The sequence below is a fragment of the Microvirga antarctica genome, assembly GCF_017921815.1.
Lineage (GTDB): Bacteria > Pseudomonadota > Alphaproteobacteria > Rhizobiales > Beijerinckiaceae > Microvirga > Microvirga antarctica.
Window position 1 is genome coordinate 514,697 of sequence record NZ_JAGEMM010000002.1, and the last position, 14,739, is coordinate 529,435.

A 14,739-nucleotide genomic window follows, 5' to 3' on the forward strand; every position below is an offset into this window, starting at 1 on the left:
TGTCGTGGCTAAAGTTTATGCAACTGCGAATTTCCCGGTCGATTGGCCCCTTTTCCCCTCCTGCGAGGCCCGATGAGAGCGTTTTCGATGGCCCCGGAGCTCCTTTTGACCCCCCGGGAGATGAATCTGGCCGATGCATCTGCCATCCGGCGCGGAACGCCCGGTGTCATCCTCATGCGATCAGCGGGCGAAGCGGTCGCCAAAGAGGCAGAAGCGATGGTTTCCGCCGGCGCCCGGATCGTCGTTCTGGTGGGACCCGGCCAGAACGGCGGCGACGGCCTCGTGGCCGCATCCCGTCTGTACCAGCGGGGATATGACGTTTCGGTCGGCCTGCTGGGTTCAGCGTCCGCTCTGGTGGGGGACGCCGCCATCGTCGCCTCCGAATGGCACGGCCGCTTCCTGCCGATCGCCGACCTCTCGTTCTTCGATGCTGACCTTGTCATCGACGCGTTGTTCGGCGGCGGGCTGTCCCGTGACCTTGAGGGCGCGGCAAGGCGCGCCGTCGAGGCGGTCAATGGCTGCGGCGCGCCGGTTCTGGCGGTCGATCTCCCGTCCGGAATCGATGGCAGCACCGGACAGGTGAGGGGGATCGCTGTTCGGGCCAGCCGCACGGTCACGTTCGCGGCCCGTAAACCGGGCCAGGTGTTGATGCCGGGCCGAACCTATCCGGGCCAATTGACCCTCGCCGATATCGGTGTCGGGCCGGATGATCTTGCCGCCTCCGGGGCGCGGGCTTTCATCAACGCTCCCGCTCTCTGGCAGGATGCCATCCCACGGCCTGAAGCATCCTCGCACAAATACGACCGCGGGCATGTGCTCGTGGCTTCGGGCGGAGCAACCCGCACGGGCGCGGCAAGGCTTGCCGCACGGGCGGCGCTGAGGATTGGGGCTGGCCTCGTGACCATTGCCGCTCCGCCCGAAGCCCTCGGGGTGATCGCAGCCCAGCTCACCTCCGTCATGCTGCGTGGATGCGACGGCGCCGAGGGACTGCATGGGATCCTCGCCGATTCTCGCTTCAATGCGCTTGTGCTGGGCCCAGCCCTTGGCGTGACGGCCGCGACCCGTGCCATGGTCGCGGTGGCGGTCCAAGCCCGACGGCGCCTGGTGCTCGATGCCGACGCGCTCACCTCCTTCGAAGGCCTGGCGTCGGAACTGCATCAGGCGTTTCGCTCGTCGCCGGCCGTCCTGACCCCGCATGACGGCGAATTCGAACGGTTGTTCAAAGACCATGCGGATATCCTTGATCCGCCTTCGAAAATCGAACGTGTCCGAAGGGCGGCCTCGTATCTCGGGGCCGTCGTCGTGCTCAAGGGGGCGGACACGACGATCGGCGCGCCGGACGGGCGGGCGGCCGTCAATGTCAATGGGACGCCGTATCTGGCGACGGCCGGCTCGGGCGATGTCCTGGGCGGTATCATCGCCGGGTTGATGGCGCAGGGTTTGCCCGCGTTCGAGGCCGCCGCCGCGGGGGTGTGGATCCACGCCGAAGCGGGAGCGGCGTTCGGTCCGGGACTGATCTCCGAGGACCTTCCGGAGCTTATTCCTCAGGTTCTCCAGGGGCTTCTCAGCTGACGTCGATCCAGGTCCAGAGCCCGGAATCGAAGCGCTCCATCACGGTTGAGGCCAGCAGCCAGCGGCCGGGATTGTCGGCCACGAAGGCAATGCGCACGGTGCGGTTTTCCGGAACCTGCAAGGTGTCGAGAAAGTAGGGTTCCCAGCCATCGTCGAGGCCGTGCAGCAGCCGGAAGGCGTGGCCGTGCAGGTGAAAGGGCTGGACGACGGGGGTCTGGTTATTGAGCGCGAGGACGACGGGCGACCCGCGCTTCACCTTGAGAGCCGCGCCCTTCACATCTCCCGCTGCCCCGTTGATGGTCCAGGGCACTTTTGCGCCCTCGCCGCCGAAGCGGATGACGAGGTCCTTGCGGGAGGCGTTCTGGAGCCTGATCGCCTCCGGCAGCCGGGGATTGGTGGGGATGGGGGTCAGGGACTCGCGGGCCGCCACGGGCTCGCCCATGCAGACCAACTCGACCAGCGCGATGCCCTCGCCGATGAGAGCGGTGACGGTCCCGTTCGCCCCGGCCTCGTCAGGCATGTCCACGACCACGTCGTAGCGGTTTCCAGGGGCGAAGGGCAGGGATGATTTCAGCGGCTCGAACGTGTCTGTCGGCTGACCGTCGATGGCGATGACATAGGGCTTCAGCCGGTCGAATCGCAGGCGCATGATGCGTGCGTTGCACCCGTTGGCGAGCCTCAGGCGAACGCGGCTCCCCGGCCTTGCCTCGATCTTCAGCGGGATGCTGCGACCGTTCACGCTGAGCACATTGCCGAGCCGGCCCATGGGGTCGGCGTCGAACGGCGACAGCGCCCCGTCGTCCTCGAGGCGCCAATCGTCGATGAGCAAAGCCTCGTCGCGATCGACCTTCGGCGGATTTTTCTCCTCGACGATCAGGAGACCGGACAGGCCCCGCTCGAGAGGACGGGCGCTGCCGCCAATGACGCACGGCCGGATCAGATAGGTGCCGGCATCGGGCGGCGTGAGCTTGTATTCAAAGGTCCCGGCGGGAGGGATCGATTGCTGCGTGAGGCCGCCGACGCCATCCATGGCGTTGGGGCCTCGGACCCCATGGAGATGCAGGGACAGGGGCAGGGCGGTGTCGTTGCGGAGCGCCATGCGCAGTTCGGAGCCGTGGGCCATCCTGAAAGCAGGCGCAAGCTTGCCGTCGAGCAGCCAGAGATCCGCTGCCACAGATCCTTCCTTCAGGCGCGTCGGGGCGGGGGCCGCCCTCAACGCGCTCATGATCCCGTCGGACGACCGAGGTGGCACGGATGGCGCAGATTGGGCGCTCGCCCTGCCGGAGAGGGAGGCGAGGGAGCTCGCGAGGCCTGCCGTAGCGGTGCGTCGGGTGATCATACGGGAGAGGCCTCGGCTGCGAAGTGGTGTTATCCGGTACACGGTTGAACGTGACCGGCCAAGTTCGGTTGCGGCAGACCGGCTTTCCGCCCATTGTGAACACGAACTTTTTTGATGCGCCCGTTGCAGAGCGTGTTATAGAGCGCCGTCCCGGACGAGGGGCGCGTGTGCAGCGCGCCGCCTCCCGCGCGGGCGTGGCGGAATTGGTAGACGCACTGGTTTTAGGTACCAGCGGCGAAAGTCGTGGGGGTTCGAGTCCCTCCGCCCGCACCAATCCCGTCAGGGTTGGTTTCCGGATGGGCCCGTCGGTCCGGTCGTGCGCAGCTTGCGTCGGCCGTGGCCTGGGACAAAGATTTTTTCGAGAATGAAGGCGGTTAGAACCATGCAGGTGACGGAAACTCTGTCCCAGGGCTTGAAGCGGGAATTCAAGGTCGTACTCCCGGCAACGGAGCTGGAAAAGCGGCTCAACGATGAGCTGGCGAACCTCAAGGACCGGGTGAAGATCAACGGCTTCCGGCCGGGCAAAGTCCCGGTTGGGCATCTGCGCCGCGTCTATGGCCGCTCGGTCATGGGGGACGTGGTCCAGAACGCCGTAAACGAAGCCAACCGCAAGATCATCGAAGACAACAGCCTGAAGCTCGCTTTCGAGCCGCAGGTCCAGTTCCCAGAGGACAAGGACGAGATCGAGAAGGCGATGGACGCCAAGGGCGATCTCGCTTTCACGGTCGCTCTGGAAGTGTTGCCGGTGTTCGAACTGGTCGACCTCAAGGACGTCACCGTCAAGAAGCCCGTCCTCGAAGTGGCCGATTCGGAAGTCACCGAATCGCTTGAGCGGATGGCCAAGCAGAACCGGTCGTTTGAAACCAAGGCCGGCAAGGCTGAGGACGGCGACCGGGTTGTGGTCGATTTCGTCGGTCGCATCGACGGCACCGAGTTCGAAGGCGGCACGGGCCAGGACATTCGCGTGGAGCTTGGCTCAAACACCTTCATTCCCGGCTTTGAAGAGCAGCTGCTCGGCGTCAAGGCCGGCGATACGAAGCTGGTGAAAGTCTCTTTCCCCGAGAACTATCTTGCGCCTCATCTGGCCGGGAAGGCCGCTGAGTTCGATGTCACCGTGAAGGACGTGGAAGCGCCGGGCGAGCTCGTGATCGACGACGAACTGGCCAAGGGCTTCGGCATGGAATCGCTCGACAAGCTGAAGGATGCCGTGCGCGGCGCCGTTCAGCGCGATTTCGACGCCCAGTCCCGCCGCAAGGTGAAGAAGGAACTCCTCGACGCGCTGGACGCCAAGTACAGCTTCGAGCTTCCCCCGAGCCTCGTCGAGCAGGAATTCACAGCTGTCTGGGCGCAGGTCGAAGGCGACATGAAGTCCAACAACCGCACCTTCGCGGATGAAGACACCACCGAGGAGGACGCCCGCTCCGATTACCGCAAGATCGCAGAGCGCCGGGTCCGCCTCGGCTTGGTCCTTGCGCAGATCGGTGAGAAGTCCGATATCAAGATTTCCGACGACGAGGTCTCGCAGGCTCTCGTCGAGCGGATTCGCCAGTATCCGGGTCAGGAAAAGCAGGTCTGGGATTTCTATCAGAAGAACCCGCAGGCCCTTGCCGAAATCCGGGCTCCCTTGTTCGAGGAAAAGGTGGTCGATCAGATCCTGTCCCAGGTGACGGTGGTCGACGAGGCCGTTTCCAAGGAGGTCCTGTTCGGCGACGAGGACGGCGAGGAGACAGACTCCAAGCCCGCGCCCAAGTCGACGAAGAGCAAGGGCGCGAAGAAAGCCAGCAAGAGCGAGTAACGCGGATTTTCAGCGTCTCGCGCTTGCATCATCTTGACGGCCGCGCCGATGCGCGGTCGTCCTTTGGAGCAGTGAGACGATGAGAGACCCGGTCGCCCTCTACGCAAATACCCTCGTCCCGATGGTCGTCGAACAGTCGAATCGCGGCGAACGCGCATTCGATATCTATTCGCGCCTCCTTCGGGAACGGATTATCTTCCTGACAGGACCGGTTGAAGACTACACCGCATCGTTGATTGTGGCGCAGCTTCTGTTCCTGGAGGCCGACAATCCCAAGAAGGAAATCTCCTTCTATATCAATTCGCCCGGCGGCGTCGTGACGTCCGGCCTGTCGATCTACGACACCATGCAGTTCATCCGCTGCCCGGTTTCCACCCTGTGCGTGGGACAGGCCGCGTCCATGGGCTCGCTGCTGCTCTGCGCCGGCGAGGCCGGTCAGCGCTTTGCCCTGTCGAATGCCCGAATCATGGTCCATCAGCCGTCGGGCGGGTACCAGGGGCAGGTCACCGACATCATGATCCATGCCCGCGAGAGCGAAGCGCTGAAGCGCCGGCTCAATGAAATCTACGTGAAGCACACCGGCCGGGACATCGCCTCGGTCGAACAGGCGCTCGAGCGGGACAACTTCATGACGGCTGAGGCTGCCCAGGAATTTGGTATTATCGATCAAGTGCTTACCAAGCGTCCTGAAAGCGCAACTCCACCCGTGTAAGCCATGTGGCGCTGAGCCTGGCAACCTCAGCGGTGCGTCTTTTTAGCGTGCTCGCCCGTTCCTATTGCTCACGAGTGTTTTGCGTGTTTGCATGAGGATTCGGGAAGCCAGGGATTTAAGCGACTGTTTTTTTAGCGTCGGAACCTTTCATTAGTTCCGACGCGCCTAAACTTAAGAGGAGTGGGAGGACGGCGTGCGCCGGACCTGCTCCGATTTGGAGATGTGACAATGACCAAAGCTGGCGGCAGCGACTCCAAGAGCACGCTTTACTGCTCCTTTTGCGGCAAGAGCCAGCACGAGGTTCGTAAACTGATCGCCGGCCCGACGGTTTTCATCTGTGATGAGTGCGTCGAGCTGTGCATGGACATCATTCGCGAGGAGTCGAAATCCTCCCTCGTGAAGTCTCGCGACGGCGTTCCGACGCCCAAGGAGATCAGTCACGTTCTGGACGACTACGTGATCGGCCAGGAGCACGCCAAGAAGGTGCTCTCGGTTGCGGTCCACAACCATTACAAGCGCCTCGCCCACGCGACCAAGCACAACGACGTGGAACTGGCCAAGTCCAATATCCTGCTGATTGGCCCGACCGGCTCGGGCAAGACCCTTCTGGCCCAGACGCTCGCCCGCATCCTCGATGTGCCGTTCACCATGGCGGATGCCACGACCCTCACCGAGGCCGGCTACGTGGGCGAGGATGTGGAAAACATCATCCTCAAGCTGTTGCAGGCTTCCGATTACAACGTTGAGCGCGCCCAGCGCGGCATCGTCTACATCGACGAGATCGACAAGATTTCCCGCAAATCCGACAACCCCTCGATCACCCGCGACGTGTCGGGCGAGGGCGTCCAGCAGGCCCTTCTGAAGATCATGGAAGGCACGGTCGCGTCCGTTCCGCCCCAGGGCGGAAGGAAGCATCCCCAGCAGGAATTTCTTCAGGTCGATACCACCAACATCCTGTTCATCTGCGGCGGCGCCTTCTCGGGGCTCGAGCGGATCATCTCGAGCCGCGGCAAGGGGACGTCGATCGGCTTCGGGGCTTCGGTGGAAGCCCCTGACGATCGCCGGACGGGCGAGATCTTCCGCTCCGTCGAGCCTGAGGATCTGTTGAAGTTCGGCCTCATTCCAGAGTTCGTCGGCCGTCTCCCGGTCCTGGCGACCCTCGAGGATCTCGACGAGGACGCCCTCAAGAAGATCCTGCAGGAGCCCAAGAACGCGCTCGTCAAGCAGTATCAGCGCCTGTTCGAGATGGAGAACGTCAACCTGACCTTCCAGGACGAGGCCCTGTCGATGATCGCCCGCAAGGCGATCGACCGGAAGACCGGCGCCCGGGGCCTGCGCTCCATCATGGAGGGTATTCTCCTCGAGACCATGTACGACCTGCCAGGCCTCGATTCGGTCGAGCAGGTGGTGATCGGCCCCGAGGTGATTGAAGGGAAAGCCAAGCCGCTCTTTATCCACGGCGATCGCGGCGAACCGGCCGCGAGCGTGAGTGCGTAAGGTGAGGGTCCGCCATGCGTAGGTCGCGGGGCGGGACACGAAAAGATGATCGCGGCGCGGACGGCCTCACAGAGGACGCCGCCCGCGGACCGGAAACCGCCCGCGGCCATGGCCAAAAGGCGTGATCCAGACCATAAAAAGGAAGAGCCTGAGACGGGGAAAGTTGCCCGACTGGCCCCCATACAGGCTCCGCGATTTCGAGGTTATGCAGTTGACCACGACGGGGCAGTCTCACTTCTTGAAACATTGTGCCTGCCTCTCCACATCAATGCTCGCACGGTCATTGCCCGCTTATCATTCAAGGGGTGGTGCCGGGTACCGGAAGCAGCCCATATTACGAGCTTGAGCGTTCCGGTTGTTCGTCCGCAAGTGTGCTCATGGTGAGGCCCTTCGTGGACGCTGTCGAAAGGATGTCGTTTCATGACACAAGCAAAGCCACGTCAGCCCGTCATTCCGGGCTCGACCGGGACCTACGCGGTCCTGCCTCTGCGCGACATCGTCGTCTTCCCGCATATGATCGTGCCGCTCTTCGTCGGCCGCGAGAAGTCGATCCGCGCGCTTGAGGAAGTGGTCAAGGGGGACCGTCACATTCTTCTGGCCACCCAGATCGATGCGACGGATGACGATCCGGCCACCGACGCCATCTACAAGGTCGGAACGCTCGCCAGCGTGTTGCAGCTCCTGAAACTCCCGGACGGCACCGTGAAGGTGCTGGTCGAGGGCCAGAGCCGCGCGCAGGTGAAGGCCTACACCCGGACCGATGAATATTACGAAGCCGAGGCAGAAGCGCTCGCGGACGAGGTCGGTGACCAGATCGAGGCCGAGGCTCTCGCACGCTCCGTCGTCTCGGAGTTCGAGAATTACGTCAAGCTGAACAAGAAGGTTTCGCCCGAGGTCGTGTCCGCCGTGACCCAGCTCGACGAACCGGCCAAGCTTGCCGATACCATCGCGTCGCACCTCGCGATCAAGATTGCCGACAAGCAGGCGATCCTCGAGATCCCGACCGTTGCGCAGCGTCTGGAGAAGGTTCTGGGCCTGATGGAGAGTGAAATCTCCGTTCTGCAGGTCGAGAAGCGGATCAGGACACGCGTGAAGCGTCAGATGGAGAAGACGCAGCGCGAGTACTATCTCAACGAGCAGATGAAGGCGATCCAGAAGGAGCTCGGCGACGACGAAGGTCGTGACGAGTTGGCCGAGCTCGAGGACAAGATCGAGAAGACCAAGCTCACGAAGGAGGCCCGTGAAAAGGCCCAGAACGAGCTGAAGAAGCTGCGCCAGATGTCGCCGATGTCTGCCGAGGCCACGGTCGTGCGCAACTATCTCGACTGGATCCTCAGCATCCCGTGGAACCGCCGTTCCAAGATGAAGAAGGATTTGACGGCTGCCCAGAACCTGCTCGATTCCGATCATTACGGACTCGACAAGGTCAAGGAGCGGATCGTCGAGTATCTTGCCGTGCAGCAGCGTGCCAACAAGCTGACCGGCCCGATCCTCTGCCTCGTCGGACCTCCGGGCGTAGGCAAGACGTCGCTTGGAAAGTCGATCGCGAAGGCAACCGGTCGCGAATTCATCCGCATCTCGCTTGGCGGCGTGCGTGACGAATCCGAGATTCGGGGCCACCGTCGGACCTATATCGGCTCGATGCCCGGCAAGATCATCCAGTCGATGCGCAAGGCCAAGACGTCCAACCCGCTGATCCTTCTCGACGAGATCGACAAGATGGGCATGGATTTCCGCGGCGACCCGTCGGCAGCGTTGCTCGAGGTTCTCGACCCCGAGCAGAACAAGGCGTTCAACGACCATTACCTTGAGGTCGACTACGATCTCTCGAACGTGATGTTCGTGACGACCGCCAATACGCTGAACATCCCGGCACCGCTTCTCGACCGTATGGAGGTCATCCGCATCGCGGGTTACACCGAGGAAGAGAAGGCCGAGATCGCACGGACGCACCTCATTCCGTCAGCCACCAAGAAACATGGTCTGGCTCCGTCGGAATGGTCCATCGACGACGAAGGTCTGCTCCTGCTCATCCGTCGCTACACCCGCGAAGCGGGCGTGCGTAACCTTGAGCGTGAGATCGCCAACCTGAACCGCAAGGCCGTCAAGGAGATCCTGATCTCCAAGGTGAAGTCTGTCGCGGTGACGGCGGCAAACCTGCCCGAGTTCCTCGGTCCGCCTCGCTTCCGCTACGGCGAGGTCGAAACCGAGGACATGGTGGGCGCCGTCACGGGTCTGGCCTGGACGGAAGTCGGCGGCGAGCTTCTGACCATCGAAGGCATCATGATGCCGGGCAAGGGCAAGATGACCGTCACCGGCAACCTCCGGGACGTCATGAAGGAATCGATCTCTGCAGCGGCGTCCTACGTCCGTTCCCGGGCTCTCGATTTCGGCGTCGAGCCGCCCATGTTCGATCGTCGGGATATCCACGTGCACGTGCCGGAAGGTGCGACGCCCAAGGATGGTCCTTCGGCCGGCATCGCGATGGGCACGGCCATCGTCTCGGTCATCACGGGAATTCCGGTCCGCCGGGATATCGCGATGACGGGCGAGGTCACCCTGCGCGGACGCGTCCTGCCGATCGGCGGTCTCAAGGAGAAGCTCCTGGCGGCCCTGAGGGGCGGCATCAAGAAGGTGCTGATCCCCGAAGAGAACGCCAAGGACCTGGTGGACATTCCCGCCAGCGTGAAGAACGGGCTCGAGATCGTTCCGGTCTCGCGCATGGATCAGGTCCTCCAGCACGCCCTCGTGCGGATGCCTGAGCCGATCGAGTGGGACGAGCCACCGGTTCGCGCCAACCCGAACCCGGCTGCGGCCGAAGATGACACGAGCGGTGTCATCGCACACTAAACTGACGCAACGTCAGTGTTTTTGGCCCCCGAATCGTCGATTCGGGGGCCTTTTTTTGGCAAAGTGGGAGGGAAAACGGGCCGCGGCTGTTCTTTCGGGGGTTGCGCCCTGTGGGCGTTTGCGCCACACGAGTCGTCCTGAAACGTTGGCACAAAGTTACGCTGCCCGCGTGATCACTGGAGGACATCAGGATGAACAAAGGCGAGCTCGTTGCGGCTGTCGCTGAGAAGGTCAATCTGTCTCGCGGCCAGGCCGGTGAGGCGATCGACGCCGCCATCGAGACCATCACCGGCGCTCTGAAGAAGGGCGACGAGGTGAAAATCGTTGGCTTCGGCACATTCGTGGTGACGAACCGTGCCGCCGGCGAGGCGCGCAATCCGCGCACCGGCGAAAAGGTCAAGGTTCCGGCGTCGAAGACCCCCAAGTTCCGCGCGGGCGCGGGCTTGAAGGATGCCGTCAACAACAAGTAAGCGCGCTTTTCGCGGGCTTTTACGTCTTGAGAAGGCTGACGGCGCTTGCGTTGTCGGCCTTCTCTTTTTATGTGAGGCGAGACGGCAATCTCCGGGACCGCTTCAGGTCCCTCCGCGGCTCGCACAAAGTCGCAGAACGTGCCTGATGGGCGGTTAGCTCAGTTGGTAGAGCATCTCGTTTACACCGAGAGGGTCGGCGGTTCGAGCCCGTCACCGCCCACCACGCCCAAGCCTCTGCGACCAGGAGGTTTGTCCATGCGCGCAGGCGTTTTATTCCTCGCAGTATTTCTACTGGTGTCCGGTCCGGCACTGCGCGCGGCCGCCGCGAACGCATCGCTTCCGCCCAAGCTTGCCGCGACGCTCGAGGCGAGCTTTCCAGGCTCCCGTCTCGTCGCGAACTCCTCCCTGTGTCGGAGCAGCCCGCGCGGGGCGCAGCAAATGGGACTCGTCCTCGCGCGGGACGGCGCCTTGCGGGCGGTCGTCGCCGTCGACCGGGGGGGCTGGGTTCTGTCGGATGTGCCCCGCGCATTTTCCAACGCGAGCGGCGGGACACGCGATTTCCTGAGTGACTTCGCCACCAACAAAAATCGCCCCGACATCCGCTGTGCTCAGCCTCATCGGGATGCCGATATCAGCACACGGAACAACGGCCAGTTCCAGGGGCAGGGCGGTCGCTCGAGAACCGACACGCATGTGTGCTTCATGGCAAGTGCCGCCTACAACAGTTGGGTCTGTTTCTGGACACCGCCGAAGGCGCACACACCGTCGATTTCCTTCGTCCAGTTCAACGCGGATTAAGGTGTCGCGAGGCGTATTTGCACCCCGCAGAAGCGTCGCCGGTCGAGGCATCGGTGCCGCCACCCATGTTTTTGGACCCGCAGGTGTGGGATCGCTTGACAGCGGTTAGTACCCCCCCTTATACCGCCCCCACACCGCTTCGGCGGGTCACCTACGCGGGTGTAGCTCAGTTGGTTAGAGTGCCGGCCTGTCACGCCGGAGGTCGCGGGTTCGAGCCCCGTCACCCGCGCCACTTCGTCCGTCAGGCCGTCCTGATGAGACCGTGACCCTGCTGCTGTTGCGTGCTTTTCGATACGCCAGATCGGGCCTCTCAGTTTCTCTGCTCAATACTGCGCCTGCTCATCGAAGCTGAGCGTCGATGTCCGCTGAGCTTGAAGGGCCTCCGCCAATTTCACCCGATTCTCCACTGCGGGCTGCCCATGCTGCCGGCAAACCGGGATCATCGTGTCAGGGCGGCGAGCGGGTGGGTCCTTGCCTCTACGGATCTGTGGCAGCTCACCGTGAACATCGGCACGACCATCATCACCTCCCTGATGGTCTTCTGATCCGAACACCCAAATCGCGACGGTGTGGCGATGCAGGCCAAGCTTGACGAAGGCTCCGAGCAAGCCGGTCCCGCGAGGTTTTCGTCGGGATTGAACGCATGTCTCGGGAAGAGCGCGACAGGATCCTCAGGCAGTCCGGGTCCAACGTGGAGTGCGAAGGCGGTGAAGTTCCGGGCAAAACCACCCCCGGCGACGATAGGAAAGGGGCCCCCGGGACCCCGGGCACTTAGTTTAGAAGGGTTCTTTTGCTGCGCTGCAAACACTTGTCAGGGAAGGGGATCTCAGCTAAGCCTCGCGCGCAATCCGTGGATTGTCGCAGGCCCTTCCAAAGAGTCGGTCGCGGCTTAAATTCATGGTTTGCCTCAGGCTTTTTGCCTGCCTTGGTTTGTTAGGTGTCGCATGACGAATCTTCTCGCCGACTACCTGCCTCTTGTCATCTTTATCGGCGTCTCGCTCGTGATCGGGCTGGCGTTGCTCGTGGCTCCGTTCATCGTGGCCTATAGCCGTCCCGACGTCGAGAAGCTGTCCGCCTACGAGTGCGGGTTCAACGCCTTCGACGATGCCCGCATGAAGTTTGACGTGCGGTTCTATCTCGTGGCCATCCTGTTCATCATCTTCGACCTCGAAGTCGCGTTCCTGTTCCCCTGGGCCATCACGTTCGGCGGCCTGGGGTGGTTCGGCTTCCTGTCCATGATGATGTTCCTGGGTGTTCTGACGGTGGGCTTTGTCTACGAATGGAAGAAGGGCGCCCTCGAATGGGATTGATCGCAAACCCCCACACCGGCACCCTGATCGCTCCGCAGCCCGTCGGCGCTCTCGATCCGGCGACCGGGCAGCCGATCGGCGCCTCTGACCCCTATTTCCTGTCCGTCAAGGACGAGCTTTCCGACAAGGGCTTCCTGATCACCTCGACAGAGGATCTGGTCACCTGGGCGCGCACGGGCTCGCTCATGTGGATGACGTTCGGGCTCGCATGCTGCGCCGTCGAGATGATGCAGATGTCGATGCCGCGCTACGACGTGGAGCGCTTCGGCTTTGCGCCCCGGGCCTCGCCGCGCCAATCGGACGTGATGATCGTTGCCGGCACCCTGACCAACAAGATGGCTCCCGCGCTCCGCAAGGTCTACGACCAGATGCCGGAGCCGCGCTACGTGATCTCAATGGGCTCCTGCGCCAATGGCGGCGGCTACTATCATTACTCATATGCGGTCGTGCGCGGCTGCGACCGTATCGTTCCCGTCGACATCTACGTGCCGGGCTGCCCGCCGACGGCCGAGGCGCTTCTCTACGGGGTTCTCCTGCTGCAGAAGAAGATCCGCCGCACCGGCACCATCGAGCGTTGAGCGAGGATCTGGTCATGCAGGCTGAACTCCAGGCTCTGAGCGATCATGTGGGCGCGTCGCTGGGCGATGTCGTCACGGCACAGGCCATTGCCTACGACGAGTTGACAATCGTCGTGCGGTCGCAGGACATCGTGCGGACTCTGGCGTTCCTGCGCGACGATCCGCGCTGCCGGTTCATCTCGTTCATCGATATCTGCGGCGCCGATTATCCGGGCCGCGAGCAGCGTTTCGATGTGGTCTATCACCTGCTGTCCCCGCATCTGAACCACCGAATCCGCGTGAAGGTGGAGGCCGATGAGGTGACGCCGGTTCCGTCGGTGATCGATCTGTTTCCGGCCGCCAACTGGTTTGAGCGTGAAGCCTACGATCTATACGGCATCCTGTTTTCCGGCCATCCCGACCTGCGCCGCATCCTCACGGATTACGGTTTTGAGGGCTATCCCTTGCGCAAGGACTTCCCGCTTACCGGCTATGTCGAGGTTCGCTACGACGAAGGGCAGGGGCGCGTCGTCTACGAGCCCGTAAAGCTCAACCAGGAGTTCCGCAACTTCGACTTCCTGTCGCCGTGGGAGGGCACCGATTATGTGCTTCCGGGCGACGAGAAGGCGAAGGGGTAGGAGGCCGCCATGACCGAACACAACATCCGCAACTTCTCGATCAATTTCGGACCGCAGCATCCGGCAGCGCACGGCGTGCTGCGCCTGGTGCTCGAGCTTGACGGCGAGATCGTCGAGCGGGTCGATCCGCATATCGGTCTTCTTCATCGCGGCACCGAAAAGCTGATCGAATACAAGACCTATACGCAGGCCACCCCCTATTTCGACCGGCTTGACTATGTCGCGCCGATGAATCAGGAACACGCCTTCTGCCTTGCGGTGGAAAAGCTGCTTGGCCTCACCGTACCCCGTCGCGCGCAGCTGATCCGGGTTTTGTATTCCGAGATCGGCCGGCTGCTGTCGCATCTTCTCAACGTGACGACCCAGGCCATGGACGTCGGTGCGCTCACCCCGCCCTTGTGGGGATTCGAGGAGCGCGAGAAGCTGATGATCTTCTACGAGCGCGCATCGGGGTCGCGCATGCACGCCAACTACATTCGTCCAGGCGGCGTCAGCATGGACCTGCCGCCAGCGCTCATCGACGATATCGAGGCCTTCTGCGATCCGTTCCTGAAAGTGGTGGACGATCTCGATACGCTCGTGATCGGCAACCGCATCTTCAAGCAGCGCAACGTCGATATCGGCGTGGTGTCGCTGGAGGATTGCTGGAAGTGGGGTTTTTCGGGCGTCATGGTGCGCGGCTCGGGCGCCGCGTGGGATCTGCGCAAGTCGCAGCCCTATGAATGCTACGAAGAGCTGGATTTCGACATTCCGGTCGGCAAGAACTGCGACAACTACGATCGCCAGGTCATCCGCATGGAAGAGATGCGCCAGAGCGTGCGCATCATGAAGCAATGCGTCGCCAAGCTGCGCGAGCCTGCCGGACAAGGGCCTGTCTCGACGCTTGACGGCAAGGTCGCGCCGCCCTCGCGCAAGGACATGAAGCGCTCGATGGAGGCGCTCATCCATCACTTCAAGCTCTTCACCGAGGGCTTTCACGTGCCGGCGGGCGAGGTCTATGCGGCGGTCGAAGCCCCCAAGGGGGAGTTCGGCGTCTACCTCGTGGCAGACGGCACCAACAAGCCTTACCGCTGCAAGATCCGCGCGCCGGGATTCGCGCATCTGCAGGCGATGGACTTCATGTGCCGCGGGCACATGCTGGCCGACGTCGCGGGCATTCTCGGATCGCTCGACATCGTGTTCGGCGAGGTCGATCGCTGAT

At 62.8% G+C, this 14,739-nt stretch carries 13 protein-coding genes and 3 tRNA genes; 15 read left to right on the forward strand and 1 reads right to left on the reverse strand.

Going from position 1 to position 14,739, the window contains the following annotated elements; genetic code table 11:
* Positions 1-87 precede the first annotated feature (87 nt).
* A complete protein-coding gene (locus J4G32_RS09785; RefSeq protein ID WP_210488943.1) occupies positions 88-1,572 on the forward strand; it encodes an NAD(P)H-hydrate dehydratase in 1,485 nt (494 codons plus the stop codon).
* On the opposite strand, the gene J4G32_RS09790 is transcribed toward J4G32_RS09785, so the two are convergent.
* Positions 1,565-2,911: a multicopper oxidase family protein gene (locus J4G32_RS09790; protein WP_210488956.1), complete on the reverse strand. Its 1,347-nt coding sequence runs from the start codon at positions 2,909-2,911 to the stop codon at positions 1,565-1,567. The two genes, J4G32_RS09785 and J4G32_RS09790, sit on opposite strands and share 8 nt — an antisense overlap.
* 188 nt (positions 2,912-3,099) lie before the next feature.
* Between J4G32_RS09790 and J4G32_RS09795 the strand changes: the two genes are divergently transcribed.
* The 14 genes from J4G32_RS09795 to J4G32_RS09860 all read left to right on the forward strand — a co-directional run bounded on the left by J4G32_RS09795 (position 3,100) and on the right by J4G32_RS09860 (position 14,738).
* Positions 3,100-3,184, forward strand: a tRNA-Leu gene (locus J4G32_RS09795).
* Between the two features lie 109 nt (positions 3,185-3,293).
* Positions 3,294-4,706 carry a trigger factor gene (gene tig, locus J4G32_RS09800; protein WP_210491336.1) on the forward strand — a complete coding sequence of 471 codons (1,413 nt, stop codon included), beginning with the start codon at positions 3,294-3,296 and terminating at the stop codon, positions 4,704-4,706.
* Positions 4,707-4,785: 79 nt separating this feature from the next.
* Positions 4,786-5,418: an ATP-dependent Clp protease proteolytic subunit gene (locus tag J4G32_RS09805; RefSeq protein ID WP_210488963.1), complete on the forward strand. Its 633-nt coding sequence runs from the start codon at positions 4,786-4,788 to the stop codon at positions 5,416-5,418.
* Between the two features lie 228 nt (positions 5,419-5,646).
* Positions 5,647-6,915: an ATP-dependent Clp protease ATP-binding subunit ClpX gene (clpX, locus tag J4G32_RS09810; RefSeq protein WP_210488970.1), complete on the forward strand. Its 1,269-nt coding sequence runs from the start codon at positions 5,647-5,649 to the stop codon at positions 6,913-6,915.
* Between the two features lie 420 nt (positions 6,916-7,335).
* Positions 7,336-9,765 (forward strand): endopeptidase La, encoded by a 2,430-nt coding sequence (gene lon, locus J4G32_RS09815; protein WP_210488987.1) that lies wholly within the window; start codon positions 7,336-7,338, stop codon positions 9,763-9,765.
* A 191-nt stretch (positions 9,766-9,956) separates the two neighbouring features.
* The gene (locus tag J4G32_RS09820; RefSeq protein WP_210489000.1) at positions 9,957-10,235 is read left to right on the forward strand and encodes an HU family DNA-binding protein; all 279 of its coding nucleotides are present in this window, start codon (positions 9,957-9,959) and stop codon (positions 10,233-10,235) included.
* 147 nt (positions 10,236-10,382) lie between these two features.
* Positions 10,383-10,458: transfer RNA gene (locus J4G32_RS09825), tRNA-Val, on the forward strand.
* A gap of 32 nt (positions 10,459-10,490) precedes the next feature.
* Entirely contained in the window at positions 10,491-11,033 is a 543-nt protein-coding gene (locus tag J4G32_RS09830) for a hypothetical protein (protein WP_210489008.1), read from the forward strand.
* Between the two features lie 155 nt (positions 11,034-11,188).
* Positions 11,189-11,265 (forward strand) — tRNA-Asp (locus J4G32_RS09835).
* 187 nt (positions 11,266-11,452) lie between these two features.
* A complete protein-coding gene (locus J4G32_RS09840) occupies positions 11,453-11,578 on the forward strand; it encodes a low affinity iron permease family protein (protein WP_210489027.1) in 126 nt (41 codons plus the stop codon).
* A 399-nt stretch (positions 11,579-11,977) separates the two neighbouring features.
* Positions 11,978-12,343, forward strand: coding sequence for an NADH-quinone oxidoreductase subunit A (locus J4G32_RS09845; RefSeq protein WP_210489040.1), 366 nt, complete (start codon positions 11,978-11,980; stop codon positions 12,341-12,343).
* Complete coding sequence (locus J4G32_RS09850) at positions 12,334-12,921, forward strand: NuoB/complex I 20 kDa subunit family protein (protein ID WP_425515506.1); 588 nt, start codon at positions 12,334-12,336, stop codon at positions 12,919-12,921. Before J4G32_RS09845 ends, J4G32_RS09850 begins: the two co-directional genes overlap by 10 nt.
* A gap of 14 nt (positions 12,922-12,935) precedes the next feature.
* On the forward strand, positions 12,936-13,538 hold the full coding sequence (locus J4G32_RS09855; protein WP_210489056.1) for an NADH-quinone oxidoreductase subunit C: 603 nt from the start codon (positions 12,936-12,938) through the stop codon (positions 13,536-13,538).
* Positions 13,539-13,547: 9 nt separating this feature from the next.
* Positions 13,548-14,738 carry an NADH-quinone oxidoreductase subunit D gene (locus tag J4G32_RS09860; RefSeq protein ID WP_210489071.1) on the forward strand — a complete coding sequence of 397 codons (1,191 nt, stop codon included), beginning with the start codon at positions 13,548-13,550 and terminating at the stop codon, positions 14,736-14,738.
* The last annotated feature ends 1 nt before the right edge of the window (position 14,739 follow it).

Coding starts and splice junctions, on each gene's coding strand:
- clpX (WP_210488970.1), top strand. CDS start 5,647: ATGACCAAAGCTGGCGGCAGCGACTCCAAGAGCACGCTTTACTGCTCC.
- J4G32_RS09860 (WP_210489071.1), top strand. CDS start 13,548: ATGACCGAACACAACATCCGCAACTTCTCGATCAATTTCGGACCGCAG.
- J4G32_RS09805 (WP_210488963.1), top strand. CDS start 4,786: ATGAGAGACCCGGTCGCCCTCTACGCAAATACCCTCGTCCCGATGGTC.
- J4G32_RS09840 (WP_210489027.1), top strand. CDS start 11,453: ATGCTGCCGGCAAACCGGGATCATCGTGTCAGGGCGGCGAGCGGGTGG.
- J4G32_RS09820 (WP_210489000.1), top strand. CDS start 9,957: ATGAACAAAGGCGAGCTCGTTGCGGCTGTCGCTGAGAAGGTCAATCTG.
- J4G32_RS09855 (WP_210489056.1), top strand. CDS start 12,936: ATGCAGGCTGAACTCCAGGCTCTGAGCGATCATGTGGGCGCGTCGCTG.
- J4G32_RS09830 (WP_210489008.1), top strand. CDS start 10,491: ATGCGCGCAGGCGTTTTATTCCTCGCAGTATTTCTACTGGTGTCCGGT.
- J4G32_RS09785 (WP_210488943.1), top strand. CDS start 88: ATGGCCCCGGAGCTCCTTTTGACCCCCCGGGAGATGAATCTGGCCGAT.
- J4G32_RS09845 (WP_210489040.1), top strand. CDS start 11,978: ATGACGAATCTTCTCGCCGACTACCTGCCTCTTGTCATCTTTATCGGC.
- J4G32_RS09850 (WP_425515506.1), top strand. CDS start 12,334: ATGGGATTGATCGCAAACCCCCACACCGGCACCCTGATCGCTCCGCAG.
- J4G32_RS09790 (WP_210488956.1), bottom strand. CDS start 2,911: ATGATCACCCGACGCACCGCTACGGCAGGCCTCGCGAGCTCCCTCGCC.
- lon (WP_210488987.1), top strand. CDS start 7,336: ATGACACAAGCAAAGCCACGTCAGCCCGTCATTCCGGGCTCGACCGGG.
- tig (WP_210491336.1), top strand. CDS start 3,294: ATGCAGGTGACGGAAACTCTGTCCCAGGGCTTGAAGCGGGAATTCAAG.